Source organism: Kribbella sp. NPDC054772 (genome assembly GCF_053611945.1).
The window spans coordinates 1-24646 of record NZ_JBSHBJ010000041.1 but is presented as its reverse complement, the minus strand read 5'-3'; the positions used below and the strand labels follow the sequence as shown (position 1 = coordinate 24646).

The window sequence follows — 24646 nt, the reverse complement described above, 5'->3', positions numbered from 1 at the left end:
GTGAGTCGTTTTGTTGTGTGTTTGTTTGGTGGTTTGGGTCGCGCCCCCCCCCCACCACCATCACAACTCTGAATAGGCAGCGACCAGGGTTGCGGCGTCGTGTTCCCAGTTGAGTTCTGTTGCGGCGGAGCGGACGCCGTCGGTGTAGGTGCTGTAGTTGTCGATCACCGAGCGGACCGCGGTGGCCAGCGACTGGGGGTTGCCCGGCTCGTACAGGCCGCCGAGCTTGTACTGCGTGACGACCGCCCGCAGCTCGGGCAGGTCGGCGGCGACGACCGGGACGCCTGCCCGGACGGCGTGGAAGAGCTTGTTCGGCAGCGCCAGGCGGTGGTTCTCGCAGGTGTTCGTGAGCGTGACCAGCGAGATGCCGTACGCGCGCAGCGTGTCGTCGACCTCGTCGATGGACCGCTCCGCGACCGTCTCGACCGGCCCCAGATCCAAGCGATAGTTGGGATCCACCGACCCCATCAACACAGTCCGGAACGGCGCCAGCTGACGAGCGGCCGACACCACGGTCGGCAGGTCCCGCCCGGCACCGACGCGTCCGGCGTACAGCAGGCCCTCGGGCTGATCCGGCGCCGGCGGTACGTCGTCCGCGCGCGGGAACGTGTTCCGTACGACGCGCACGTCGGACAGTCCACGCGACCGCAGCCGCTCGGCGATCCCGTCCGACACCGTGAACACGACCCGCGCCTTCGACGCCAGCGAGACCTCGAACTTGCGGCCCCGCGCGCGCCACAACGGCGTCGGCCGCCCCGGAAGCGCGCGGTCGAACCACAGCTCGTGGGTGTCGTACACGAGAGCCGCCGACCACTTCTCGGCGTACTCCGCGGCGAGCTCCAACGTGTTGAAGTCATGCGCATGCACCACGTCGACCGGACCGGCCGCGGCCACCCGAGGCGCCGCGGCGACCCGCCACTGCTTCTCGGTGCGCGACCGGTGCTCGGGCAGCAGCAGCCACCGGCCGAACCGCTTGACCAGCACCTTCGGGCCCGAATGCCCGTGTCCGACGGTCAGACCGCCGTTCCCGGCCCGCAGACCGGAGGACCGGGACACCGACTCCACGGTGATCCCCGGCCCGACCTCACTGTGCACGTTGGCAAGCCAGGCTTCCGGGACGTCGCGGCCGATCACGTGCAGCGTGTGACCGGCCGCGGCCAGCGCCGTGGCCTCCCGGAGGATGCGCGAGTCCCCGGCGATCGGGGACTGCGCGATCATCAGAATCCGCACTTACTCGCTCTCGTCCTCGACCGGCAGCTCGTTGTTCAAGAACGGCAGCAACATCTCCACCGACTTCCGCCCGTCGTGCAGGTCGCGCACGAACGCCGGACCCGAGTCGGCGATCTTGCGGGCGGTGTCGCGCTCGGCGACCAGCCGCTCGATCACCTCCGACAGGTCGTCCGGATTCGCCTCGGCGATCGGCAGGTCGGTCGGCAGCAGGTCCCGGACCGGGTCCGCGATGTGCCCGACGGTGACCCGGCCGGCCGCCATCGCCTCGCACGCGAACACGCCGTACGAGCCGAGCAGCAACTGGTCGACCACGATGTCGGCGCTCTTCACCATTTCGGCGAGCTCCGCGTGCGGCACGCCCTGGACCCGGTTGTACTTGATCAGGCCCCGGGCATCCAGGTCGGTCAGCACCGGGTCGACGTACGCCGAACCCTTCAGCGCGCTGGCCGACGGTGCGTGCAGCACCACCGGGACCTCGCGCTCGAGCACCGGCTGGGTGGATGCGAACCCCTCGACATCGACCGCCAGCGGCAGCCAGATGCTGTTCTCGACGAACTCCATCAGGTCCGGGGTGGTGACGAAGACCGGGCCCTTGTAGCCGTCCAGGTGCCGGCGCATCAGGTTGTTCGCGGCCTGCAGCCGCTGGGTCAGCTCGTCGTCCGGGTCGCGGAACGGCGAGTACTGGTACTGCTCGCGGTGCTGCGCCGGGTCCCGGATCTCGGACCCGTGGAACACCAGACCGTGCTTGATCCCGGCCTGGTCCAGCATCGGTACGTCGGTCGTCCACATCTGCCCGCGCTGCTGACCGAACATCGGCCGGCCCGCCTCGAACAGCACGTGGGTGACCTCGCGCAACGCGTACGCCGTCAGCTCCAGCTGCCAGCGCAGGTCGGACCGGTACTGCCGGTACGTGCCCGTGCGGTGCACGCGGAAGTCGAACGCCCCGCTGCCCGTGGTCAGCGACTCGGCCTTGATGTCCGGAACCTCACGCTCCAGCGCGGTCGCCCACAGCCACGCCTGACCGGCGCTGTTGACCGGACCGAGCAGCAGGTGCCGCCCGGTCTTGACGATCTTGCCGCCCGGCCGGGTGATCTCGAGCTGCCGCCCGGTCAGCTCGCCGTACAGCGCCCGCAGCTTGGTCGCCTGACCGGCCCACGACACCTCCTGCTGGTACGCCGGATCGGCGACCCGCTCACGGTAGGAGTCCAGGTCGCCGAGCACCGTCCGGACCTTCGAGGCCAGGCCGTGCGCGTCCGCCGCGGGGAAGACCTCGCCGATCCGGGTGCGATCGACGAACTCCTTCATGCTCGGCATGTCGCTGACCACCACCGGCAGACCGGCGAAGGCGTACTCGAACAGCTTGTTCGGCAGCGCCATCTCGTGGCTCGGGTAGCGCAGGATCGGGATCAGGCCGACGTCGGCGGTGCGCAGGAACGCGACCACCTCGTCCGGCTTGACCGGGTCCAGGCAGTGCAGCCGGTCCTGGACCTCGAGCTGCACGGCCTCTGCCTGCAGCGCCCGCACGGCATCCGTCGCCACACCAGGCACGCAGACGACCGCAAGGTGCACGTCCGGCAGGTCCACCAGCGCCTGGACGGCGCTGTGGATACCGCGCGCCCGGGTGACGCCACCGCTGTAGACCAGCAGTGGTACGTCGGGCGCCAGGCCGATCTCGCTGCGAATGTCGGACACCTCGACCGACACATCAGCAGGGTTCGGCGTGTTCATCACCACGGTCGGCTCGTGGTCGAGACCGTGCTCGCTGCGCAGCCGGGTCGCGATCGCCGGGCTGACGGTGATCACCTTGTCCGCCTGGCCGATGTACTCACGCTCGTGGTTGGCCCACGCCGCGATCGAGCGGCGGGTGCGCGCGCCGTACTGCGAGAGTCCGGCGACGTACTCGTGCGCGTCGTACACGACCTTCAGGGTGCGGCCGCGGAGCTTCGCGCGGCCGGCGGCGCGGGTGGCGACGCCGATCACGTGCATGTCGTGCGCGTGCACCACGTCCGGCTCGAGGCGGTCGATCAGGTCGCCGAACGCGATCTCCAGGTCGAGCGCCTCGGGGTGCAGCTTGCGCCACGGCGCCGGCCAGGGCAGCCGGTGCAGCACTCCGTCGTACGCCCGCCAGCTGAACTTGAACGGGGCGTCGGCCTTGTTGCCGACTCCCTTGCGCACCCAGGCGGCCCGCTCGGCCGCCTTCCAGCGAGCACGCCTGAGCAGCCGGGTGGCGACGCCGGCCTTGAACTGGACCGGGTTTCCCTGGCCCGACTTGGCGCGCGCGATCGCGTGCCCGGAGTCGGCCTTCAGCTCCTTGAGCTCGGCCGCGATCCGCTGGCTGCGCGCCACATAGGTCGTGCGGTACCGGTATCCCACGAGCGGCGGCCGCCAGTTCCGGCGCGCCGTACGGCTTCGTTTCCGTTCCTCACGCAGTGCGAAGGGCACCGCCACCCGGACGATCAGCGCACCGTCGAGCATCTCCCTCGACGGAAGGCCGCTGGCCGAGACCCCGAGCACAGTTACCTCTGCTCCGGTCTCGGCCAGTGCTGCGGCCTCTTTGCGGACCCGACTGTCGTTGGTGACGTCGTTGGCGACCATCATCACGACCCGCAGGTCGGCAGTTGTCACTGGCTGACCGACCTTCCGATCACAATCCGCCGCACGCCGGCCCACTTGGCCGGGTCGGTGCGGTCACGACCGTCGACGAGTACCTTCACGCCCGGCAGGTCGGCCGGGCTCAGCTGCGCGTACTCCGCGTGGTCCGCCTGCAGCACGGCCGCGTCCACCGGCGTCCCCAGCGTGTACGGCGTGAAGCCGAACGCCTGGAGCTCGTCGTCGGTGTACATCGGGTCGTGCACGGACACCTCCGCGCCGCGTGCCATGAGCGCCTCCACGGCCGGGAACACCCCGGAGAACGCCGTCTCCTTGACCCCACCACGGTACGACGCGCCGAGCACGACGACCTTGGCTCCCTTGAGCTCGCCGAACGCGCCCTCGAGCAGGCCGATCGTGTAGTCCGGCATGCCGGCGTTCGCCTCGCGGGCGGCACGGACGACGGTGGCGTCCGGGTCGGTGTACAGGTACAGCCGCGGGTACACCGGGATGCAGTGCCCGCCGACCGCGATACCCGGCCGGTGGATGTGGCTGTACGGCTGTGAGTTCGACGCCTCGATGACGGCGTGCACGTCGATGCCGTTCTGGCCGGCGAACCGGGCGAACTGGTTCGCCAGGCCGATGTTCACGTCGCGGTAGGTGGTCTCGGCCAGCTTCGCCAGCTCGGCCGCCTCGGCCGAACCCAGGTCCCAGACGCCGTTCGCGCGGTCCAGGTCGGGGCGCTCGTCGAAGTCCAGCACGGCCTCGTAGAACGCGGTCGCGCGCTTGGCGCCTTCCTCGGACAGGCCACCGACCAGCTTCGGGTACTTGCGCAGGTCCGCGAACACGCGGCCGGTGAGCACCCGCTCCGGCGAGAACACCAGGTGGAAGTCGGTGCCCTCGGTCAGACCCGAGATCTCCTCGAGCATCGGCTTCCACCGGTTCCGGGTGGTACCGACCGGGAGCGTGGTCTCGTAGCTGACCAGCGTGCCGGGGGTGAGGTGCTCGGCCAGCGAACGGGTCGCGTTCTCCATCCAGCCGAACTCCGGCTGCCCGGTCTGCTCGTCCACGAACAGCGGCACGACCACGACGACCGCGTCGCTGTTCGGGATCGCGTCCGCGTAGTCGGTGGTCGCCCGCAGGCGGCCGTCGGCCACGGTCTCGGAGAGCAGCTCCTGCAGGTGGGCCTCACCCGGGAACGGTTCCTGGCCGGCGTTGACCAGCTCGACGAACTTCTCGTTGATGTCGACGCCGACGACCTGATGGCCCTTGGCGGCGAACTGGACCGCCAACGGCAGTCCGATCTTGCCTAAGGCAACAACACTGACACGCACTGGTTCTCCACTAGGTAGTGATTCTTCATCGGGGGCCTCGGAGCTTCCGTTCCAGCGGGTGCTCGACGAACTTGTAGAGCAGCCACGAGGCGAAGATCGAGAGGGCGAGTACACCGGCGTACCAGGTCAGGTTCGACCAGCCGATCGGGCCGGCGACGCCGTGGTACTCCTTGATCGCGTACAGGATGGTCGCGTGGATCAGGTAGAACGCGTACGACCACTGGCCGAGCGCGACCAGCGGCTTGCTGCGCAGCAGCGACCGGCCGCCGCGCATGTCGCGGGCCGCGACCGCCAGGATCAGGAACCCGTACAGGAACGTGAGAAATTCCTTCTGGCACAGGCCCATCGTGATCGCGCCGGGGAAGGTGGCCGCGTGCTTACCGGAGTACCAGAGCACGTACAGACCGCCGCCGGTGACCAGGAACGCGAACCACACCGGGATCCGCGGCTTCCAGCCCGACCGCAGCGCGATCGCCAGGCCGATGCCGAACAGGAACGCCACCGAGTGCAGGACCGGCTGCGGCAGGATCGGTACGACGTCCTTGTAGTGGAACAACGCCAGCCGGTAGCCGCCGCCGAGCACGATCACCGCGACGCACAGGATCAGGCCGCCGGCCGTCTTCAGCTTCTGCGTGGCCCGCCAGACGAACGGGAAGTACGCGTAGAAGAACGCCTCCACCGAGAGCGTCCAGCCGGCCGGGTTCCCGCCGTACAGGACGGTCGGGTTGTTCGACCAGCCGTGCAGCAGGAACGTCGACAGCACCAGCACGGTGATCGAGACGGGCTTGATCCACGACATCCCGGCCGGCGGGTCGACCCGGTAGAAGACGAAGAACGCCGCCACCAGGGTGAGGAAGTACAGCGGGAAGATCCGCGCGAACCGGCGCCGGTAGAACGTCCGGACCTTCGTGCCCTTCTGCGCGGACCAGGTGAGCACGAAACCCGACAGCACGAAGAAGAACGTGACGCCGGAGGTGCCGTACTTCAAGAAGTCGAAGATCGGCAGCGGCGCCAGGTTCGTCATGTGGTGGCAGAAGACGAAGAAGGCCGCCCACCAGCGCAGGCCGGTGAGCGACTCGACCCGAGGTAACCGTCCGGGGCGGGCCGCCGGACCGCTCGAGGTGGCCGTACTCGCCGGCGCGCCTGGAGGCGGGGTCCCCACATCGGCCGACCCAGGGAGATCCTGGGTCGGCGACTGGTTCTCTTCGGCGGCCTTCGTCATGTAGTTACTCCGCGAGAGTAGAGACGACACGCTCCGCAGCGTGGCCGTCGCCGTACGGCATCGGGCGGTCCCCCGTGGGCGCCGGCCGGGCAGCCAGCGCAGGCAGCTTACTCACGTCGGATGTCAGCACGTTCCATCCGCCCTCCAACGTCTCCACCCACTCGGTCTCGGTGCGCAGCGTCGTGCACACCCGGCCGAGCAGGAAGGCCTCCTTCTGGAGACCACCGGAGTCGGTCACGACACCGGCCGAACCGAGGACGGCCGCGACCATCTCCGGGTACGCCAGCGGCTCCCGGACATGCAGCGAACCGTCCGGACGCTCCAGTTTGATGCCGTGCTCCGCGCACTTCGCGACCAACCGCGGGTGGGCGAGCAGCAGCACCGGCGCACCAGCTGCGGCCAGACCGTCGACGATCGCGGCCAGTCGCGCCGGGTCGTCGGTGTTCTCGGCGCGGTGGATCGTCGACACGACGTACTCGCCCTGCTTGAAGGGCAGGTCCAGCGGCTTGTCCTGCACCGCGTCGCGGACCCGGAAGCACACGTCGGTCATCACGTCGCCGACCAGCCGGGACTTGCCCGCCAGACCCTCGTTGGCCAGGTGGTCCATCGCCACCTGGGTCGGGGCCAGCAGCAGGTCCGCCGCGTGGTCGGTGAGCACCCGGTTGTGCTCCTCCGGCATCAGCCGGTTGAAGGAGCGCAGCCCGGCCTCGAGGTGCGCGACCGGCAGGTGCATCTTGACCGCCGACAACGCACCGGCCAGCGTCGAGTTGGTGTCGCCGTAGACGAGCACCCAGTCCGGCTTGTGCTCGTCCAGTACGGCGTCCATCGCGGCCAGCATCGCGCCGGTCTGGACACCGTGGCTGCCGGACCCGACACCCAGGTGGACGTCCGGGTCCGGGATCCGCAGGTCGGCGAAGAACACGTCGGACATGTTCTTGTCGTAGTGCTGCCCGGTGTGCACGATGACGTGCTGGTGCTCGGTTGCGGCGAATGCTTCCGCGACCGGCGCCAGCTTCACGAACTGCGGGCGCGCACCGACAACGCTCAGGACCTTCATGACTACCGGTTCTCCCCGGCGACCGCGATGGTGCGGTCCTCGGCGGCCGACTGGATCACGGCCTCGGCCACCGCGACGGTGGTCAGACCCTGCTGCAGCGTGACGATGTCGGCATCCTTGCCCAGCACGGCGTCCCGGAAGGCCTCGTGCTCGGTCTTCAGCGGCTCCGGCTTGCTGATCGCGTAGCGGATCATGTCGCCCTCGCTGACACCGCGGAAGTGCGCGACGTCGTCCCAGGCGGTCTGCACGGTGCCGTTGGAGTGGAAGGTGAGGTCGGCCAGCAGCGTGTCGGCGATGAAGGCGCCCTTCTCACCGGTGACGACGGTGAGCCGCTCCTTCATCGGGGACAGCCAGTTGACCAGGTGGCTGGTGACGGTCCCGTCGGCCAGCTTGCCGGTCACCGCGATCAGGTCCTCGTACTGCCGGCCAGACTTGTGGGCGCTCTGCGCGGCCACCGTGACGAACGGCGACTGCGTCACCCACGCGGTCAGGTCGATGTCGTGGGTGGCCAGGTCGAGCACCACGCCGACGTCGGCGATCCGGGCCGGGAACGGGCCCTGGCGGCGGGTGGTGATCTGGTAGATGTCGCCCAGCTCGCCGGCCTCCAGCCGCACCCGCAGCGCCTGCAGCGCCGGGTTGTACCGCTCGATGTGACCCACCGCGCCGACCAGGCCGGCCGCCTCGAACGCCTTCGCGATCTCGGTCGCCTCGGCCGAGGAGCCGGCCAGCGGCTTCTCGATCATCGCGTGCACGCCGGCCTCGGCCAGCGCCTTCGCGATCTCGGCGTGGTACTGGGTCGGCACCGCGACCATGCAGTAGTCGATCTTCTCGGCGATCAGCTGCTCGATGTTCTCGTACACCGGACGACCGCCGGCGACACCGAACTTGTCACCACCCGGGTCGGCGACCGCGACCAGGTCGACACCCTCGAGGGAGGCCAGCACACGCGCGTGGTGCCGCCCCATCATGCCCAGGCCGATCAGGCCCGCACGCAGGTTCGCAGTGTTCGCCATGGCTCACGCACCCGCCTTCGCCACGGTGTTCACCGCGGCCACGATCCGGTTCAGGTCGTCCTCGGACAGCGAGGGGTGGACCGGCAGCGAGAGCACCTCGGCCGCGGCCTTCTCGGTCTCCGGCAGGTCCAGCTCACGCTGGAACGACGGGAGCCGGTGGTTCGGGATCGGGTAGTACACGCCGCAGCCGACGCCGTACTCGGTCCGCAGGGCGTTCGCGAAGCCGTCGCGGTCCTCGGTCACGCGGATCGTGTACTGGTGGTACACGTGGCTCGCCTCGGCGGCGACCGCCGGGACGCCGACACCGGCGAGGTTCGCGTCCAGGAAGGCCGCGTTCTCCTGCCGCTGCTTCGTCCAGCCGCCGACCTTGGTCAGCTGCACCCGGCCGATGGCGGCGTGCAGGTCGGTCATCCGGTTGTTCAGGCCGACGACCTCGTTCTCGTACTGCTTGAGCATGCCCTGGTTGCGGAACAGCCGCATCCGGCGCTCGAGGTCCTCGTTCGCGACCGAGTTCATGCCGCCCTCACCGGACGTCATGTTCTTGGTCGGGTACAGGCTGAACATCGCGAACGCGCCGAAGGTACCGACCGGCGCGCCGTTCCAGGTCGCGCCGTGCGCCTGCGCGGCGTCCTCGAAAATTTGGATGCGGCGCTCGGCGGGCTTGTCGGCACTGTGTTTATCAGCAATGGCCTGCAGCGCGGTCATGTTCGCCGGGTGCCCGAACAGGTGCACCGGCATGACGGCCTTGGTCTTCTCGGTGATCGCGGCCTCGACCGCCACCGGGTCCAGGCAGAAGTACGTCGGCTCGATGTCGACGAACACCGGCGTGGCGCCGGTCAGCGCGACGCTGTTCGCGGTCGCGGCGAAGGTGAAGGACGGGACGATGACCTCGTCACCCGGGCCGACGCCAGCGGCCAGCAGGCCGAGGTGCAGACCGGAGGTTCCGGAGTTGGTCGCGACGCACGCCCGGCCGGAGACCAGCGCTGCGCCGAACTCCTGCTCGAACGCCGCCACCTCGGGGCCCTGGGCCAGCATGCCGGACTGCATCACCCGGTCGACGGCCTCGCGCTCCTCCTTCCCGATGATCGGCTTCGCGGCCGGAATCGGCTGCACCATCAGTTCTCCTCCTGTGTTTCGTCGGCCGGCCGCAGCCGTCCGTCGGTTTCGATGTACATCTCGCCCGTGTTCGGGCACTTCCACTCGCCGTTACCGACGTCGAGCAGCGGAACCCCGGCCTTGCCGACCCACTTGAGCCGGCGCGCCGGGACCCCGGCGACCAGCGCGAAGTCTGGCACGTCCTTGGTCACCACCGCACCCGCGGCGACGGTCGCCCAGCGACCGATGGTGACGGGGGCCACGCACACGCTGCGCGCACCGAGCGAGCAGCCTTGTTTCATCGTCACCCCGACCGGTTCCCAGTCGTGGCCGCTCTTCGGCGAACCGTCCGGGTTCACCGCGCGCGGGAAGTAGTCGTTGGTGAGGACCACCGCCGGGCCGATGAACACACCGTCCTCGAGGGACGCGGGCTCGTACACCAGCGCGTAGTTCTGGATCTTGCAGTTGTCGCCCATCCGGACCCCGGTCCCGACGTAGGCTCCGCGGCCGACGATGCAGTTCTCGCCGAGGACCGCGTTCTCGCGGATCTGGGCCAGATGCCAGACCGACGAGCCGTCGCCGATCTGAGCGCTGTCGTCGACGTCGGCGGATGGCGCGATGCGGGACGTCACAGGGTCTCCTTCGAAATGAGCCAACTTCTCAGTACTGCGGCCGATCGGCGTCCGTCGTGCAGTTCGGCCACGAAGCCGGGGCCGGCGGAAGCCCGCTCGGCGGCGGCGTCACGATCGGCGATCAGACCGGAGAGGACATCACCCAGGGTGTCGGGATCCGCCTCCTCGATCGGCACCTCTCGCCCAGTCAGAGTACGCACCCGCTGGCGCACCGCGTCACCGACGTACGAAACCACGATCCGCCCGGCGGCCAGGGCTTCCGCGGCCGCCACGCCGTACAGACCGATGTGCAGTTGGTCGACAACGATGTCGGCGTCGCCGATGACGGCGGGCATGTCCTGGTGCTGCACGCCGGTGATCCGGCGGTACTCGACCAGGCCACGGTCCTGGAGATCGGTGAGGACCTCGTCGATCTCCTGCGTGCCTTTGAGTTTCGCGTTCGACGGGACGTGCGCGACGACCGGCTTCGGGCCGGCGAACAGCGGCCGCGCGGACTGCTGCCACCGTGTCGGATCGATCGCCACCGGCAACCACTGGGCGTTCGGTACGTCGTCCAGCAGGTCGACCGTGGAGACGAACACGGGCAGGCCGAGCGACTCCACCAACTCCGCGTGCCGGCGGGCCTGCGGCTCGAGACGGTCGGTCAGCTCGTCACCTGGGGTGAACGGCGACCAGCGCTCGCGCTTCGCGTGCCGGCTGGGCAGGCGGATGTCGGAACCGTGGAAGAGCAGCGAGACGTCGATGCCCTTGGCGAGCATCTCCTCGATGTCCGCGGCCGCGTCGGAGTAGCCGCGGGCGCCGAAGAGCGGGCGCAGCGACTCGACCATCACATGCGTGTAGTTGCCGAGGACATGCTGCTGCTGGGCGCGCTGCCAGCGGGGCTGACCGAACCACGCCAGCGGTACGCCGTAGTCGTCGGCGAACTGGAACTGGCCCTTGCGGTGCAGCGAGAACGAGACGGCGTCGACGTCGGGCAGGGTCTTCGCGGCCAGTGCCCAGGCGTGCCCCTGCCCGGCGGAGTTGGTCGGTCCGACCAGCATCCGCACGGGCGTCGTCGCTGCCGGCGGGAACGCCGGCAGTTGTGCGAACGAGTACCGCAAGCCGCGCAGGCGCCTCCGGACCGCTCCCGCGGTCCGGGCCAACGGCGCCGGCAGGTGCTCGCGCATCGATCGCGTCACCGTCACTGTGTCACCCATTACCTGCCGGGACCTTCAGCATGTCCAGTTCGCGGCGGGCCGCCGGGAGACCGAGCACCACCGGGGTGCTGGTCTTCCGCTGGCCGAGGTTCCAGCCGGCCCAGATCGCGCCCGCGTCCAGGGCCACGACCACGTCGGCCTGGTCGATGGTCGCGAGCACGTCCCGGCGGGTCAGCACCCGCGCCCAGTACGTCTTCCCGAGATCACTCGTCGCCCGCTGTCCCCGCAGGAACTTCACCGGCGCCGACTTCTTGATTGCCGGCGGCAACATCCGCCCCGCAACCTTCCGAGCCCGCCGAGCCCGCCACTCCACAGCCTTGACAACCCGCTTGGCCCCAGTCGGCCGAGGCTTGGCGGCAGGCGCTGCAGGAGCTACCGGCGGTGTGGAGGGAACCTCAGCAGCAGCCGGAGCGACCTTGGTCTCTTCAACAACGGCTTCCGGTTCGGCGACCGCCTCCGGGGCGATGACTGCGTCGGGTGCCTCGTCCGTGGGATCGATCGGCTCGGGCTCGACGACCGGCTGTGCCGGCATCCGCCCGGGACCGATCAACGTGAACGTGTTGACCTTGTCGGCCACCCACGCGGAAGGAGCGACCCAACCGACAACGTCGATCGTGATGTCCTGATTGCCAAGATCCTCACGGACCTGGTCGAAGTACGTCGGCGGCAACCGCCGCGTCGACAGCAGTACGACGTTGCTCATGCGGCCACCTTCTTCACGCTCGCGGCCAGCGACTCGATCCGCGGGTCGAGCTGCAGGTCCCGCCGGTACGACGCACCGAACTCCCGCGCCTTCGCCCGGATCCCCTCGTCCGCGGTCCGCGCCGAGTGCGCCGCCTCGATCAGCGCCGCCGCGATCGCCTCCGGCGTCACGTCCGCGACCGGGAACCACAACGGATGCCCACGCAGTACGTCGGACGCCGCGTTCTCGGGGTCGTGCACCGACACCACCGGCAACCCGGTCGCGAGGTACTCGAACACCTTGCCGCTGGTCACGTACCGCCCCTTGCCGAGCATCAGCAGCTGCGCGTCGAACTCGTCGTACGCCTTGGCGATCTCGGCCTTGCCGACCGGGCCCTCGTAGCTGACCCCGGCGTCGGCGGCGGCGTTGATCGTCGCGAGCATGTCCGCCCGCGGCTGCGCGTAGTACCCGAGGTAGCCGTGGATCTTGGCCTTCGCGCCCTCGAGCTCCGGCGACTGTTCCTTCGCGAGCTGCCAGCCCTCGACGAACTCCTTGAGCGGCACCTTCGGCGACACGGTTCCGACGTACCCGAAGACCAGCGGGCGGTCGGTGACCGCGCCACGGTCCTGGGTGTCCGGCACCAGGTCGGGGTCGAAGCCGTTGGCGACGGTGTGCATCCGGTTCGCCTGCGCCGGGTAGAGCTTCTCGTGCCACTCCTTGATCGGGTCGTTGACGAACCAGACCTCGCGAGCGGACTCGACCAGCTTCTTCTCCCAGCGGGCCGCGCGGCTGTTCGGCTCGTGCAGCCGGTCACCGGTGAAGACGTCCAGCAGCCACGCGTCGCGGTAGTCCATGACGTAGGGCACCTGGAACTTCTTGTGCAGGTGGTACGCCGCGGTGAACGCGACGTGCGGGTTCGCGGTGGCGACCGTCAGGTCGACCTTGTGCTGCTTGTGGATCCGCTCCGCGGCCTTCTCGATCACCGAGCGCCACGGTCCGTACCCGCTCTCCGGGAACGGGATCTGGTCCTGCTTGGTGCGCCACTTGGCCCAGAGCTTCGGGTTCGCCGCCCGGCGCTTGGACCAGCGCCGCAGGTCGGCCTCGAGGATCGGCCACTCGAACGGGACCCGGACGACCTCGACGGAGTCGTCGACCCGTTCCTCAAGGGTTAGGTCCGCACCGGTGAACCGGAAGAACGTGTCGCGGTCGGCCGTCAGCACGGTCACCTTCCAGCCGAGCGCGGCGAACCGGTTGGCCGTGGCCAGTGCCCGGTAGACACCGCCGCCCCGGCAGGGCGGGAAGCCCCAGGCGACGTACAACAGATGTGGGCGGTCGGTCGTCATGCAGGTCCTCTTAGCAGGTTGAGAATCGCGTCGGCCAGTTCGTCGTACGGCGTTGTGGTGGACAGGTGCTCTCTCGCCCACTGCAACGCGTGGTCACGCAGTTTCTCCAGCTCCCCGGGATCCGCGGACCAGCGCCGCAGGGTCTCGGACGCCTCCGCCACCGAGTCCACCAGGACTCCGCCACCGGACTCCTCGATCACCCGGGTCTGCCGGGGCAGCCGGGTGGACAGCACGGGAAGGCCGCTGGCGAGGTACTCGTAGATCTTGGACGGCATCGCTTCCACGAACGCCGGGGTGGGCTGAAGCATGGCGAGGCTCGCCCAGGCGCCGTGCGCGATCCGCCAGGCGTCGGCGGGTGGCTGGCGCCCGTGCAGCCGGACCCGGCCGTCCAGGTCGGACTCCACGATCCGGGCCTCGAGCCGGTCCCGGTCCGCTTGCGCGACCGGGCCGACCAGGTCGAGTGACCAGTCCGGTGCCGCGGCGACGGTCTCGACCATGTCGAACAGACCACGGCTGGTGCGCAGATCCCCGACGTACACGGCGCGCGGGGCGCCGGTCGGCGGAGACGGGGCCAGGAAGCCGTGGTCCGGAAGGTTCTGCACCACCAGGCGGTGCTTGGCCTGGTGCGGTGCGAGGTGCGAGTCGGCGACCACGGTCAGGTCGGCGCCCGCGGCCAGCTTCGAGCCGGCGCGCACGATCAGCCGAGCCGGCAGCCCGGCCGGCCCCTGCGCCCAGGCACGGTCGGCGAGCAGCCGCTCGTAGTCCTCGTGGACGTCGACGACGAGCTTGCGCCGCCGGATCGCCGTGACCAGGCGGGTGACCGGGATCATGTCCGGGTCGACCGTCATCACGACCTTGGCCTTGGTCCGCCACGGCAGGACGGCAGTACGGGCCAGCCGCTGCACCAGGTTGCCGCGGGGGCCCGCGTGCACGGTGGCGCCGGCCGGACCGCCGTCGGCATCACCGAGGCCCCACAGCTCGACCCGGAGGTCGCGGTGCTGCAGGGCCGCGGTGATCTTGTGCAGGCGCGCATCGGCCACGTCGTGACCGGTCGTGATGATCCCCACGTCCGGCGCCGTGCTGCGAGACATCGGTCAGAGATCCTCGAGTGAGACGGCTTCTTCTTCCCCGACCTGCAGGAACTTGGTGTAGGCCTGGATGACCTCGTTGGGCTCGCCACGCATCATCAGCTTGCCCTTGTGCAGCCAGATGCAGTCGTTGCACATCTCGCGGACGCTGCTCATCGCGTGGCTGACCAGGAACATGGTGCGGCTGTTCGTGACCAGCTCGGACATCTTCGCCGCGGCTTTGGTCTTGAACGACGCATCACCGGCGGACAGCGCCTCGTCGATCATCAGGATGTCCGGGTCCATGTGCACCGCGACCGAGAACGCGAGCCGGCTGAACATGCCGGACGAGTACGTCCGCATCGGCATCTCCATGAAGTCACCGAGCTCGGCGAACTCGGCGATCTCCTCGTACCGCGCCTCGATCTCCTTGCGGCTCAGACCGGCCGCCAGACCACCGAGGACGACGTTCTCCTTGCCGGACAAAGCCGCGTTGAAACCGACGCCCAGCGACAGCAGCGTGGAGACCCGGCCGTGTACCTCGATCCGGCCGGACGTCGGCGGCAGGATGCCGGCGATCGAACGCATCAGCGTCGACTTGCCCGCACCGTTCGCGCCGATGATGCCGATCGTGGTGCCGTGGTTGACGTCGAAGGAGACGTTCTGGACGGCCTTGACCTCGCGGACCGCACGCTCGCCGCGGCCGAGCCGGACGATCGCGCTCTTGAAGGTCGGCACCCGCTCGAACGTCGTGCGGTACGTGATCGACACGTCCTGCACCTTGACCGCCGGAACATTGGACTGCGTCTTCTGCATCGGCTTCTTCTCGGTCTCAGAGACGGACAACGAAATCACGCTCCCTCGACATGAAGAACAACGCGCCGACCCCGAACGCCAGCAGCGCCCAGAACCCGCCACCGATCCACAGCTTCATGTTCGGGATGTGGCCCTTGACCAGCAGGTCGGTCCAGCCGCCGAGCAGCGAGTACAACGGGTTGTACTGGATGAAGCCCTTGAACTTCGGCGGCGCCTGCTCGGCGAACCACAGCACCGGGGACATGTAGAGCCAGATGCGCACGAAGTACGGCAGGAAGCTCGCGGTGTCGCGGAAGTAGACCTGCAGGGCCGCGAAGATCATCCCCATACCGGCGGCGAAGACCGTCAGCATGATCAGGAAGGCCGGCGCCAGCAGCATCTGCCAGTGCAGCTTCTGCTTCATCAGCAGGTGGATGATGAAGTACACCACCAGGGTCGGCAGGAACCGGAAGAACGCGGTCCGGACCGCCGACAACGGCAGCAACATCCGCGGGAACGACTGGTTCAGCAGCAACTTGCCGCCGCCGACGACGCTGGCCGCACCGGCCGTCATCGCACCGGAGAAGTAGTAGAAGGCGAACAAGCCGCCGCACATGTGAGCGAACCGCAGCCCTGCATCGACCTTGGCACCACCACCGGCGATGATGTCGGTCAGCAGGTAGTAGACCAGGGCGAGCAGCAGCGGGTTCAGCACCAGCCACACCTGGCCGAAGAAGGTGTTCGTGTGGGCGCCCCGGATGTTCGTCCGGGACATCTCCGCCGCGAACTCCCGTCGCTGCCACAGCGCCTTGAAGTACGGGCGCAGTGCCGGCAGTCCGACCTTGTGGGGTTCGTACACGTGCACCGACGGGTTGAACTCCTCGTCGACGCTAGTCGCGTTCATTCAGGCGACGCCTCTCTCTGCCGGAAGTTGGATCCACGATGGCCGATCACCTGGGTTTCGGCTGTTGCCGCCAGGGGTACGGCGGCACGCCACGCAGACCGGGAAGCAGAGTAGCGGATCGATCCGCACGCCGACGACACAGCGGTCCTCCTTAGTGAGCAACGACGTACGGACGGCTACCAAACGTCGTACGCCACTGCGTCCACAACACCCGAGTCGTCCTTCGCCGATCGTTATCCGGAATATACATTTGACAGCCGACGACGGCCAAAACGCCTTCCAGCGCACGCAAACGGCGCCTGTTCCATGCTCGCCGCGCCCGGCAGTGAACAACAGTGAGCAAGGTCAAATCGCTGTCAATTCATGGGTACGACGCTACGCGCCGCCCCGCGGTTGGCGTGACGTGCCACACCGGGGCCGTGACAGATGTGGTCACGGGTGACCGCTGTTACCGGCGGGACCCCAGGAGGTGCTTCCTGGCCGGTGTGAGCCGGGCGGTGGACGTGACACGCAACATCACATCCACGCTTCCCATGGACAGCCTCACCATCCATGGAACACCGCTCGGCATCTCCCGGGGTTCCACCTGCGATCCGGCGGCGTGTCCGCGCTGGGCGGTGCCGAACACGCTCCGTGCCGGATCAACGGGCACGATGACCAGGGCGGCGGTCATCGCGCCTGGGACCTGGCGGGCGCCAAGCCCCCTCGTCCGTCCCCAGAGATGCTGCGGACGCCGGCAGGTGCGCGCAGCAGGTGTGGGGGCGGACCGGAGACCGGTGGAGGACAGTGCGTCACGGGCTCCCTGCAAGGACACCCTGGCACTGGGGACGGCACCCGCGCGAACGGTGGCGGCACACGGCGGAACCGGTCGCATCGGGCGTCCTCCTCATCGGCCTCACGATTGGAGAGATGCCACAGTTTGTACACCCTTCGGCACAGCCGGTGATGGCACGGAAGTGCGAGGGCACCGATGCGCCGGGATCGAGACCCAACCGAAACAGGGTCCGCTGACGGGACAGTGAACACACGCCAGAATTGGAACAGCAGCCCGGCGGCGCTCAGGTGGTCCGTCGCCGGGCTGCTGGACCTCAATTCTCGCGCAGGAGCGCGAAAAATGGGTGGCCAGATGGTGACACGGCACAAGAATGCTGACAGGACAACAAATATCGCTGCACGCATATGCGCCGACACGGACGGTGCCGACCCCACTGGATCGGCCCCTTTAACCTTGGAAGGGCGGTAGCGGACGGTGACAGCACTCGGAAGGGACGGGGAGTCGTGAGCGGAACGGACACGGAGCGTGCCGATCATTTGAAGGTGCTCGGACTCAACGACGACGAGGTCAGGATCTACCAGCATCTGCTGCGGACCGGCCCGTCGTCGATCACCGAACTGGACGAGGCGGTCCCCGACCGGGAGCATCCGATCGACGCCGCGCTCGGCGGACTGGTGCAGGCCGGTCTGGCCCGGCGGTCGGGATCGGACCACTCGCGTTTTCTCCCGGTCCCGCCGGACGCCGGCCTGGAGGCGATGACGCTACGTCGCGAGTCCGAGCTGAAACAGGCCCGGATCGAGGTCCTGAACGCGTACGACGAGTTCCGCCGGACTGTGCACAACGAGTCGACCGCGCACCTGATCGAGGTGGTCACCGGCAGCGCGATCGTCGAGCGGATCCACCAGATCAAGGGCGGCGTGCAGCGCGAGATCCTGGCGATCGACTCCCCGCCGTACTACATCGGGGGCCCGAACCAGGAGGAGATCGACCACCTGAAGCGTGGCGTCTCCTACCGGATCGTGTACTCACCGGAGTCGGTCGAGGTGCCAGGGTATCTGACCGAGAACATCCTGCCCTGCGTGGAGGCGGGTGAGCAGGCGCGGGTGCTGCCCGACGTACCGGCGAAGCTGACGATCATCGACGGCTCGATCGCGTTCGTCTCGATGTCGGCCCGCGACACCGACGTGAACCGGTCGCTGCTGATCATCCGGCCGAGCAGCCTGCTGTCCGCGCTGATCGGGATGTTCGAGCTCTGCTGGCGCAACGCGCTGCCGCTGCACGCGTCGGTGGGGACGGAGGACGACCGACTGGAGCCGATCGAGCGCCGCCTGCTGGCCCTGCTGGCGACCGGCGCCGCGGACGACACCATCGCCCGTACGCTCGGCATCAGCCGCCGGACGTTCTTCCGCTACCTGGAGCGCCTGATGAACCGCACAGGCGCCAGCACCCGCTTCCAGCTGGCCCTCCACGCGGCACGGGAGAACTGGCTCTAGAACACACTGAGGGCCCGCACACGTTGATGTGCGGGCCCCTCGACGTTCTTATCAGGAAACGGCCGGTGTGAACTCCTTGGCGACGACCTCCGCGATCTGCGCCGTGTTCAGCGCCGCGCCCTTGCGCAGGTTGTCGCCGCACACGAACAGCTCCAGCGAGTTCGGGTCGTCGAGCGACTTCCGGATCCGGCCGACCCAGGTCGGGTCGGTGCCGACCACATCGGCCGGCGTCGGGAACTCGCCCTCGGCCGGGTTGTCGAACAGCAGTACGCCGGGCGCGTCCCGCAGTACCTCACGGGCACCGTCGGCGTCGACCTCCTGGACGAACCGGGCGTGCACCGACAGGGAGTGAGTGGTCACGACCGGAACCCGCACGCAGGTCGCGGACACCTTCAGATCCGGCAGCCCGAGGATCTTGCGGGACTCGTTGCGGACCTTCAGCTCCTCGGACGACCAACCGTCGTCCTTCAACGAGCCGGCCCACGGTACGACGTTCAGCGCCAGCGGAGCCGGGAACGGGCCGAGGTCGTTACCCACCACCCGGCGGACATCACCCGGCGAGCTGCCCAGCTCGCGATTGCCGGCCACCTTGGTGAGCTGGTCGTACAGCGCGTCGATCCCGGACTGCCCGGCACCCGACGCGGCCTGGTACGACGCCACCACGAGCTGCTCGAGCTCGTAACGGTGGTGCAGCGCGCCCATCGCGACGATCATCGACAGCGTCGTGCAGTTCGGGTTCGAGATGATGCCTTTCGGCCGGTTCCGGGCCGCCTCGGCGTTCACCTCCGGGACCACCAGCGGGACGTCCGGGTCCATCCGGAACGCGCCGGAGTTGTCCACCACGACGGCACCCTTGGCGGCCGCGATCGGCGCCCAGTGCGCGGACACCTCGTCCGGTACGTCGAACATCGCCACGTCGATGCCGTCGAAGGCGTCCTCGCTGATCGCGACGACCTCGACGTCCTCGCCGCGGACCGACAACTGTTTACCCGCGGAGCGCTCGGAGGCGATCAACCGGATCTCTCCCCAGACGTTCTGCCTGGTCGAGAGCAGGGTCAGCATCACCGAGCCGACGGCGCCGGTTGCCCCGACCACCGCCAGCGAGGGCAGACCCGCCCGGTCGTCGATCGTGTTCTCCACAGCGCTCACAAGGGTCACCGTCCAGTTCCTCCGTACACGACAGCCTGGGTGTGCTCGTCGTCCAGATCGAATGCGGTGTGCGCCGCGGTCACGGCAGCATCCACCAGGTTCTCGTCCACGACCACCGAGATCCGGATCTCCGACGTGGAGATCATCTCGATGTTCACGCCGGCGTCGGCCAGCGCCGAGAAGAACTTCGCGGAAACGCCCGGGTGCGAGCGCATTCCGACTCCGACCACCGAGACCTTGCCGATCTGGTCGTCGTACAGCAACTGCTCGTAGCCGACCTCGTCCTTCATCCGGGCCAGGGCGGACATCGCCCGGGCGCCGTCGACGCGGGGCAGCGTGAACGAGATGTCGGTGCGGTTGGTGGCGACCGCCGAGACGTTCTGCACGATCATGTCGATGTTGGTCTCGGCGCCGGCGACGGTCTCGAAGATCCGGGCCGCCTCACCCGGCTTGTCCGGCACACCGACGACGGTGATCTTGGCCTCGTTGCGGTCCTGGACCACTCCGGAGATGATCGCCTGTTCCATCTGATTCAGTTCCTCCGCATCGACGACCCAGGTGCCTTCCTTCTGCGAGAAGGACGAGCGCACATGGACGGGGACGTTGTAGCGCCGCGCGTACTCCACGCAGCGCAGGTGCAGCACCTTGGCGCCGCAGGCGGCCATCTCGAGCATCTCCTCGTAGGAGATCTTCGGGATGTGCTTCGCGGCCGGCACGATCCGCGGGTCCGCGGTGAAGATGCCGTCCACGTCGGTGTAGATCTCGCAGTAGTCCGCCTCGAGCGCGGCGGCCAGCGCCACCGCGGTGGTGTCCGAGGCGCCCCGGCCCATCGTGGTGACGTCCTTGGTGTCCTGGGCGACGCCCTGGAAACCGGCCACGATCGCGACGTGGCCCTCACCGAGCGCTTCCTCGATCCGGCCCGGCGTGATGTCGATGATCCGCGCGTTGCCGTGCGCGGACGTGGTGATCACGCCGGCCTGCGAGCCGGTGAAGCTGCGTGCCTCGTAACCCAGGTTCGCGATCGCCATCGCCAGCAGCGCGGCCGAGATCCGCTCACCCGAGGTGAGCAGCATGTCGAGCTCCCGCGGTGGGGGCAGCGGTGAGACCTGCTGGGCCAGGTCCATCAGTTCGTCGGTGGTGTCACCCATGGCGGAGATGACCACCACCACGTCGTTCCCGGCCTTCTTCGTCGCGACGATCCGTTGGGCCACGCGCTTGATGCAATCGGCGTCGGCGACCGAAGAACCGCCGTACTTGTGTACGACGCGTCCCACAGTGTTTCTCCTCAAACCACTGGTTGCGGTACGCCGTGCGGCGTTGCACCAGGCGTAGTCTCATCGAGCATTCTAGCCGTGACCTGACCGTTGCCTACCGGCTGACCAGCACCCGGGCCGACCGTCCTGTGGATCGTCACCACCGCCGGAAGGTCCTGGGCCGGAGCGCCGGGCGACCGGAAACCGTTCGGCCACTTGTTCATATAAGTCATCACTGAAACAATCGCCAGGTGCACGCGTTCGACATTCTCGGCGATCCGGTCCGGCGCCGGATCCTGGAGCTGCTCGCCGACGGCGAGCTGCCGGCCGGCAGCATCGCCGGCACGATCGGCGCCGAGTTCGGCATCAGCCAGCCGGCGGTGTCCCAGCATCTGCGGGTCCTGCGCGACAACGGGTTCGCGACCGTGACCATCGACGGCACCCGGCGGCTGTACGCCGTCGACCCGGGCCCGCTGCGCGAGATCGACACCTGGCTGGACCGGTACCGAAAGTTCTGGATCAACCGCCTCGACGCGCTCGAGACCGAGCTGCACCGCGGCCGCCGAAAGTCCTGAAACCTTCCGCCCGCACACTGCATCTGGCTTGGTATGCGGAACATCGTCGCCAAGCTGTGCATGTCCGAGGACGGGATCGTCGAGCGGCCCGAGCAGTGGCTGACCGACGCGCGCCCGGCGCTCGGCCTGCTGACAGCCGGAACCCGGACCGTGCTCTTCGGCCGCCGGACCTTCGAGCGGTACGCCGGTTCGCTCGCCGGACTCGAGCACACCCGGAACATCGTGATCAGCTCCCGTCCCGTGGTTGCCCGACCCGGCACCGAACTCCTGCAGGGCGACACCCGCCGGGTGCTCACCGCGTGGAAGTCGGTGCCCGGTGAGGACCTGCACGTCTTCGGCAGCCTGACGCTCGTTCGCTCGCTGCTGCGCTGGCGCCTGATCGACGAGTTCTCGCTGCTCATCCACCCGATCGCCGCCGGGCGCGGCATGCTGCTCGATCGCCGGCCGCTGCGACTGATCTCGATGTGCGCCCACGACGGCGGCGTCCTGGAGGCGAACTACAGCGTCCGCTACGCCGCGACCGCCGTACCCTCGACGGCACTTGTCTCGAGCGGCCGGTGGGGCGGGACCCGCAGCAGGGACAGGGTCGCGAGTACGGCGAGGCCTGCGGTCAGGACCCACGCGTAACGCACGCCACCGGCCTCCACCGCCGCACCGGCGACTGCCGAGCCCACCGCTGAACCGACCATCCCGCCGCTCTGCGTCCAGCCGAAGATCTCGGTGTGGGCGGAGGTCGGGGTGAGTGCGCCGATGCGTTCGTAGAGCGCGGCGACGGTCGGGGCGATCATGCATCCGGCAGCGAACATCCCGATCGCCAGCGCGACCACCGAGGACGCGGCGAAGATGCAGGCCGTGACCAGTCCGGCGAACACCAGCATCCGACGCCACACGGCCGAGGTGTGATTGCCCGGCAACGCGCCACCGATGACACCGCCGGTCACACTGCCGACCGCGGCCACCGTTTCCAGTACGCCGGCGATCAGACGGTTCCCGTGCTCGTCGGCGACGGCCACCATGCCGAGCGACATCGACGCGAAGCCCATCACCAGGCAGGCCCACGCGACGAGGATCGCCGTACGGTGCGGATGGAAGACGAGCTGCCAGGCGGTCGGACGCGGGCCTGAGCTGTCGTCGTGCGGTACGCCGGCCTGCTGGTTCAGACCGAACCACCAGATCGCCGCGGCCGCTGTCACCGCACACGCCAGCAGGCCTGCCCGCGGGCTGGCGAAGCTGACCATCAGGGCGCCGAGCATGGGACCGAAGACGAACAGGAGCTCCTGCGCGGTGGCGTCCAGTGAGTAGACGGCCCGCAGTCGGGAGCCGTGCACGATGCGGGGCCAGTTGGCGCGGAGTGCCGAGGTGACGGGCGCTACGAAGACACCGGCCAGTGCGGCCGCGATCGGCAGCACACGAAACCAGCTGTACGGCAGGACGGCGAGGACCGCCATCCACAGGCCCCAGGCCATGCCCGTCGCGATGACAACCTTGCGCGCGCCTCTGCGATCGGCCATCCGTGACCAGACCACGCTGGCGACCGCCGTACCGACCGAGTAGGCGCCGGCGACCACGCCGGCCCAGCCGAAGCTGCCGCCGGCGTCCTTGGCAAGGAAGGACAACGGGACCATCGTCGCCAGCACCGGCATCCGCGCCACCAAGGCCGAGGCGAGCAGGGAGATCACGCCGTGGGTCTTCCACAGGTCGCGGTACGCCGTCAGGTCCATGGGCTGCATTCTCTCCTGACAACGACAGACACCGCCTCCGGAATTCTCCCTATCTCAGTTGCTGGCCTCTGATTTGTCGGGAGCTTATGCGAACATGTGTTCGTGTCGGTCTCCGGCGGGGCAACCATCCTGCATGCCGATCTGGACGCGTTCTACGCGTCGGTCGAGCAGCGCGACGACCCACGCCTGCGCGGCCGGCCGGTCATCGTCGGCGCCGGGGTGGTGCTGGCCTGCAGCTACGAGGCCAAGGCGTTCGGCGTCCGGACGGCGATGAACGGTGGGCAGGCGTTGCGGCGGTGCCCCGGCGCGATCATCGTCGAGCCACGCATGTCGGCGTACTCCGAGGCCAGCAAGGCGGTGTTCCAGGTCTTCGAGGACACCACGCCACTCGTCGAGGGATTGTCGATCGACGAAGCGTTCCTGGACGTCGGCGGCCTCCGAAAGATCCGCGGTACTCCGTTGGAGATCGCGCAACGCCTGCGGGCCGAGGTGCTGTCGAAGGTCGGGCTGCCGATCACCGTCGGGGTGGCGCGGACGAAGTTCCTCGCGAAAGTCGCGAGCGGGGTCGCGAAGCCGAACGGGCTGCTGGAGGTCGCGCCGGATCGGGAGTTCGAATTCCTGCACCCGTTGGACGTTTCGCGGTTGTGGGGCGTCGGCGAGGTGACCGCGGAGAAGCTGCGCACTCGCGGGCTGACGAAGGTCGGCGACGTCGCGATGCTGCCGGAGGCGGCGCTGGTCGCGATGCTCGGGCGGGCGTCCGGCCGCCATCTGCACGCCCTCGCCCACAACCGCGACCCGCGCCCGATCGAGGTCGGGCGCCGGCGACGCTCGATCGGCTCGCAACGCGCTCTCGGCCGCTCACCCAAATCACCGGCGACCCTCGATGCGGTGCTGGCCGGGCTGGTCGACCGGGTCACCCGGCGGATGCGTTCGGCCGGTCGTTCCGGGCGCACTGTCACCCTCCGCCTGCGCTTCGACGACTTCACCCGCGCGACGCGCTCTCATACGTTGCCCCAAGCAACGGATCAGACGAGCGCGATCCTGCTCACCGCCCGCGCCCTGCTCCGCGCGGCGCAGCCGCTGATCACCACGCAGGGTCTGACCATGATCGGCATCTCGGTCGGCAACCTCGAGAACGAGGCCGCACTCCAACTCGCCCTCCCCTTCGACAAGGCCGCCAACAACGAACTCGACTCGGCCCTGGACCAGGTCAAGGACAAATTCGGCACCAACGCCATCACCCGAGGCATCCTCCTGGGCAAGCGACCAGCCCTCGAAATGCCCATGCTCCCGGACTAGCGGCGCGGGTCGCGTTCACGCCCGCCCAAAACCACCCGCCGCACGTCCGACGCCGGGCCACCCGCCACCCGACCGACAGCCTGTCGCCCGCCGCACGTCCGCCAGCCCGGCACCCGCCGCGCGTTTGAGGGGCCGGCCCCTGAAAGTGCGGCCGGGCCCCTCGATTTCTGGGTGCGCACCCCCTCGTTTGAGGGGGGGGCGTATACACATCGGACGCGGCCG

At 68.8% G+C, this 24646-nt stretch carries 21 protein-coding genes; 4 read left to right on the top strand and 17 right to left on the bottom strand.

All coding sequences use genetic code 11. The features are described from left to right. Positions 1-60: 60 nt before the first annotated feature. From ACWGID_RS37100 to ACWGID_RS37035, 14 genes are read right to left on the bottom strand one after another with little or no spacing between them, the layout of a single operon-like run. Positions 61-1230 carry a glycosyltransferase gene (locus ACWGID_RS37100; RefSeq protein WP_452204042.1) on the bottom strand — a complete coding sequence of 390 codons (1170 nt, stop codon included), beginning with the start codon at positions 1228-1230 and terminating at the stop codon, positions 61-63. Next, positions 1231-3855, bottom strand: coding sequence for a glycosyltransferase family 4 protein (locus ACWGID_RS37095; protein ID WP_452204041.1), 2625 nt, complete (start codon positions 3853-3855; stop codon positions 1231-1233). It abuts the gene before it with no gap. Beyond that, the gene (locus tag ACWGID_RS37090) at positions 3852-5153 is read right to left on the bottom strand and encodes a nucleotide sugar dehydrogenase (protein ID WP_452204040.1); all 1302 of its coding nucleotides are present in this window, start codon (positions 5151-5153) and stop codon (positions 3852-3854) included. The genes ACWGID_RS37095 and ACWGID_RS37090 overlap by 4 nt, the downstream gene beginning before the upstream one ends. A gap of 25 nt (positions 5154-5178) precedes the next feature. Further along, positions 5179-6375, bottom strand: a complete 1197-nt coding sequence (locus ACWGID_RS37085; RefSeq protein ID WP_452204039.1) for an acyltransferase family protein — start codon at positions 6373-6375, stop codon at positions 5179-5181. A gap of 4 nt (positions 6376-6379) precedes the next feature. Beyond that, positions 6380-7432, bottom strand: coding sequence for a non-hydrolyzing UDP-N-acetylglucosamine 2-epimerase (wecB, locus tag ACWGID_RS37080; RefSeq protein WP_452204038.1), 1053 nt, complete (start codon positions 7430-7432; stop codon positions 6380-6382). Positions 7433-7434: 2 nt separating this feature from the next. Then, positions 7435-8445 (bottom strand): Gfo/Idh/MocA family protein, encoded by a 1011-nt coding sequence (locus ACWGID_RS37075; RefSeq protein WP_452204037.1) that lies wholly within the window; start codon positions 8443-8445, stop codon positions 7435-7437. Positions 8446-8448: 3 nt separating this feature from the next. Continuing rightward, a complete protein-coding gene (locus ACWGID_RS37070) occupies positions 8449-9564 on the bottom strand; it encodes a DegT/DnrJ/EryC1/StrS family aminotransferase (RefSeq protein WP_452204088.1) in 1116 nt (371 codons plus the stop codon). Continuing rightward, positions 9561-10172 (bottom strand): acyltransferase, encoded by a 612-nt coding sequence (locus tag ACWGID_RS37065; protein ID WP_452204036.1) that lies wholly within the window; start codon positions 10170-10172, stop codon positions 9561-9563. The genes ACWGID_RS37070 and ACWGID_RS37065 overlap by 4 nt, the downstream gene beginning before the upstream one ends. Next, the gene (locus tag ACWGID_RS37060; protein ID WP_452204035.1) at positions 10169-11368 is read right to left on the bottom strand and encodes a hypothetical protein; all 1200 of its coding nucleotides are present in this window, start codon (positions 11366-11368) and stop codon (positions 10169-10171) included. Before ACWGID_RS37060 ends, ACWGID_RS37065 begins: the two co-directional genes overlap by 4 nt. Beyond that, positions 11361-12071, bottom strand: coding sequence for a hypothetical protein (locus ACWGID_RS37055; RefSeq protein ID WP_452204034.1), 711 nt, complete (start codon positions 12069-12071; stop codon positions 11361-11363). The genes ACWGID_RS37060 and ACWGID_RS37055 overlap by 8 nt, the downstream gene beginning before the upstream one ends. Beyond that, positions 12068-13393: a glycosyltransferase gene (locus tag ACWGID_RS37050; RefSeq protein WP_452204033.1), complete on the bottom strand. Its 1326-nt coding sequence runs from the start codon at positions 13391-13393 to the stop codon at positions 12068-12070. Before ACWGID_RS37050 ends, ACWGID_RS37055 begins: the two co-directional genes overlap by 4 nt. Beyond that, positions 13390-14484, bottom strand: a complete 1095-nt coding sequence (locus ACWGID_RS37045) for a glycosyltransferase (protein ID WP_452204032.1) — start codon at positions 14482-14484, stop codon at positions 13390-13392. The genes ACWGID_RS37050 and ACWGID_RS37045 overlap by 4 nt, the downstream gene beginning before the upstream one ends. A 3-nt stretch (positions 14485-14487) precedes the next feature. Then, positions 14488-15306 carry an ABC transporter ATP-binding protein gene (locus ACWGID_RS37040; protein ID WP_387767180.1) on the bottom strand — a complete coding sequence of 273 codons (819 nt, stop codon included), beginning with the start codon at positions 15304-15306 and terminating at the stop codon, positions 14488-14490. Next, positions 15293-16159 carry an ABC transporter permease gene (locus tag ACWGID_RS37035; RefSeq protein ID WP_452204031.1) on the bottom strand — a complete coding sequence of 289 codons (867 nt, stop codon included), beginning with the start codon at positions 16157-16159 and terminating at the stop codon, positions 15293-15295. The genes ACWGID_RS37040 and ACWGID_RS37035 overlap by 14 nt, the downstream gene beginning before the upstream one ends. A 1278-nt stretch (positions 16160-17437) precedes the next feature. Here ACWGID_RS37035 and ACWGID_RS37030 point away from each other — a divergent pair. Continuing rightward, positions 17438-18427, top strand: a complete 990-nt coding sequence (locus ACWGID_RS37030) for a helix-turn-helix domain-containing protein (RefSeq protein ID WP_452204030.1) — start codon at positions 17438-17440, stop codon at positions 18425-18427. 51 nt (positions 18428-18478) lie between these two features. Here ACWGID_RS37030 and ACWGID_RS37025 read toward each other — a convergent pair whose 3' ends face one another. Further along, complete coding sequence (locus ACWGID_RS37025; protein ID WP_452204029.1) at positions 18479-19576, bottom strand: aspartate-semialdehyde dehydrogenase; 1098 nt, start codon at positions 19574-19576, stop codon at positions 18479-18481. A 5-nt stretch (positions 19577-19581) separates the two neighbouring features. Beyond that, the gene (locus ACWGID_RS37020) at positions 19582-20850 is read right to left on the bottom strand and encodes an aspartate kinase (protein ID WP_452204028.1); all 1269 of its coding nucleotides are present in this window, start codon (positions 20848-20850) and stop codon (positions 19582-19584) included. Positions 20851-21080: 230 nt separating this feature from the next. Between ACWGID_RS37020 and ACWGID_RS37015 the strand changes: the two genes are divergently transcribed. Beyond that, entirely contained in the window at positions 21081-21404 is a 324-nt protein-coding gene (locus tag ACWGID_RS37015) for an ArsR/SmtB family transcription factor (protein WP_452204027.1), read from the top strand. A 33-nt stretch (positions 21405-21437) separates the two neighbouring features. Continuing rightward, complete coding sequence (locus ACWGID_RS37010) at positions 21438-22031, top strand: dihydrofolate reductase family protein (RefSeq protein ID WP_452204026.1); 594 nt, start codon at positions 21438-21440, stop codon at positions 22029-22031. Here the strand turns inward: ACWGID_RS37010 and ACWGID_RS37005 are convergent. Then, the gene (locus tag ACWGID_RS37005) at positions 21914-23125 is read right to left on the bottom strand and encodes an MFS transporter (protein WP_452204025.1); all 1212 of its coding nucleotides are present in this window, start codon (positions 23123-23125) and stop codon (positions 21914-21916) included. The genes ACWGID_RS37010 and ACWGID_RS37005 overlap by 118 nt on opposite strands. A gap of 102 nt (positions 23126-23227) precedes the next feature. Between ACWGID_RS37005 and dinB the strand changes: the two genes are divergently transcribed. Next, a complete protein-coding gene (gene dinB / locus ACWGID_RS37000) occupies positions 23228-24424 on the top strand; it encodes a DNA polymerase IV (protein WP_452204024.1) in 1197 nt (398 codons plus the stop codon). The last annotated feature ends 222 nt before the right edge of the window (positions 24425-24646 follow it).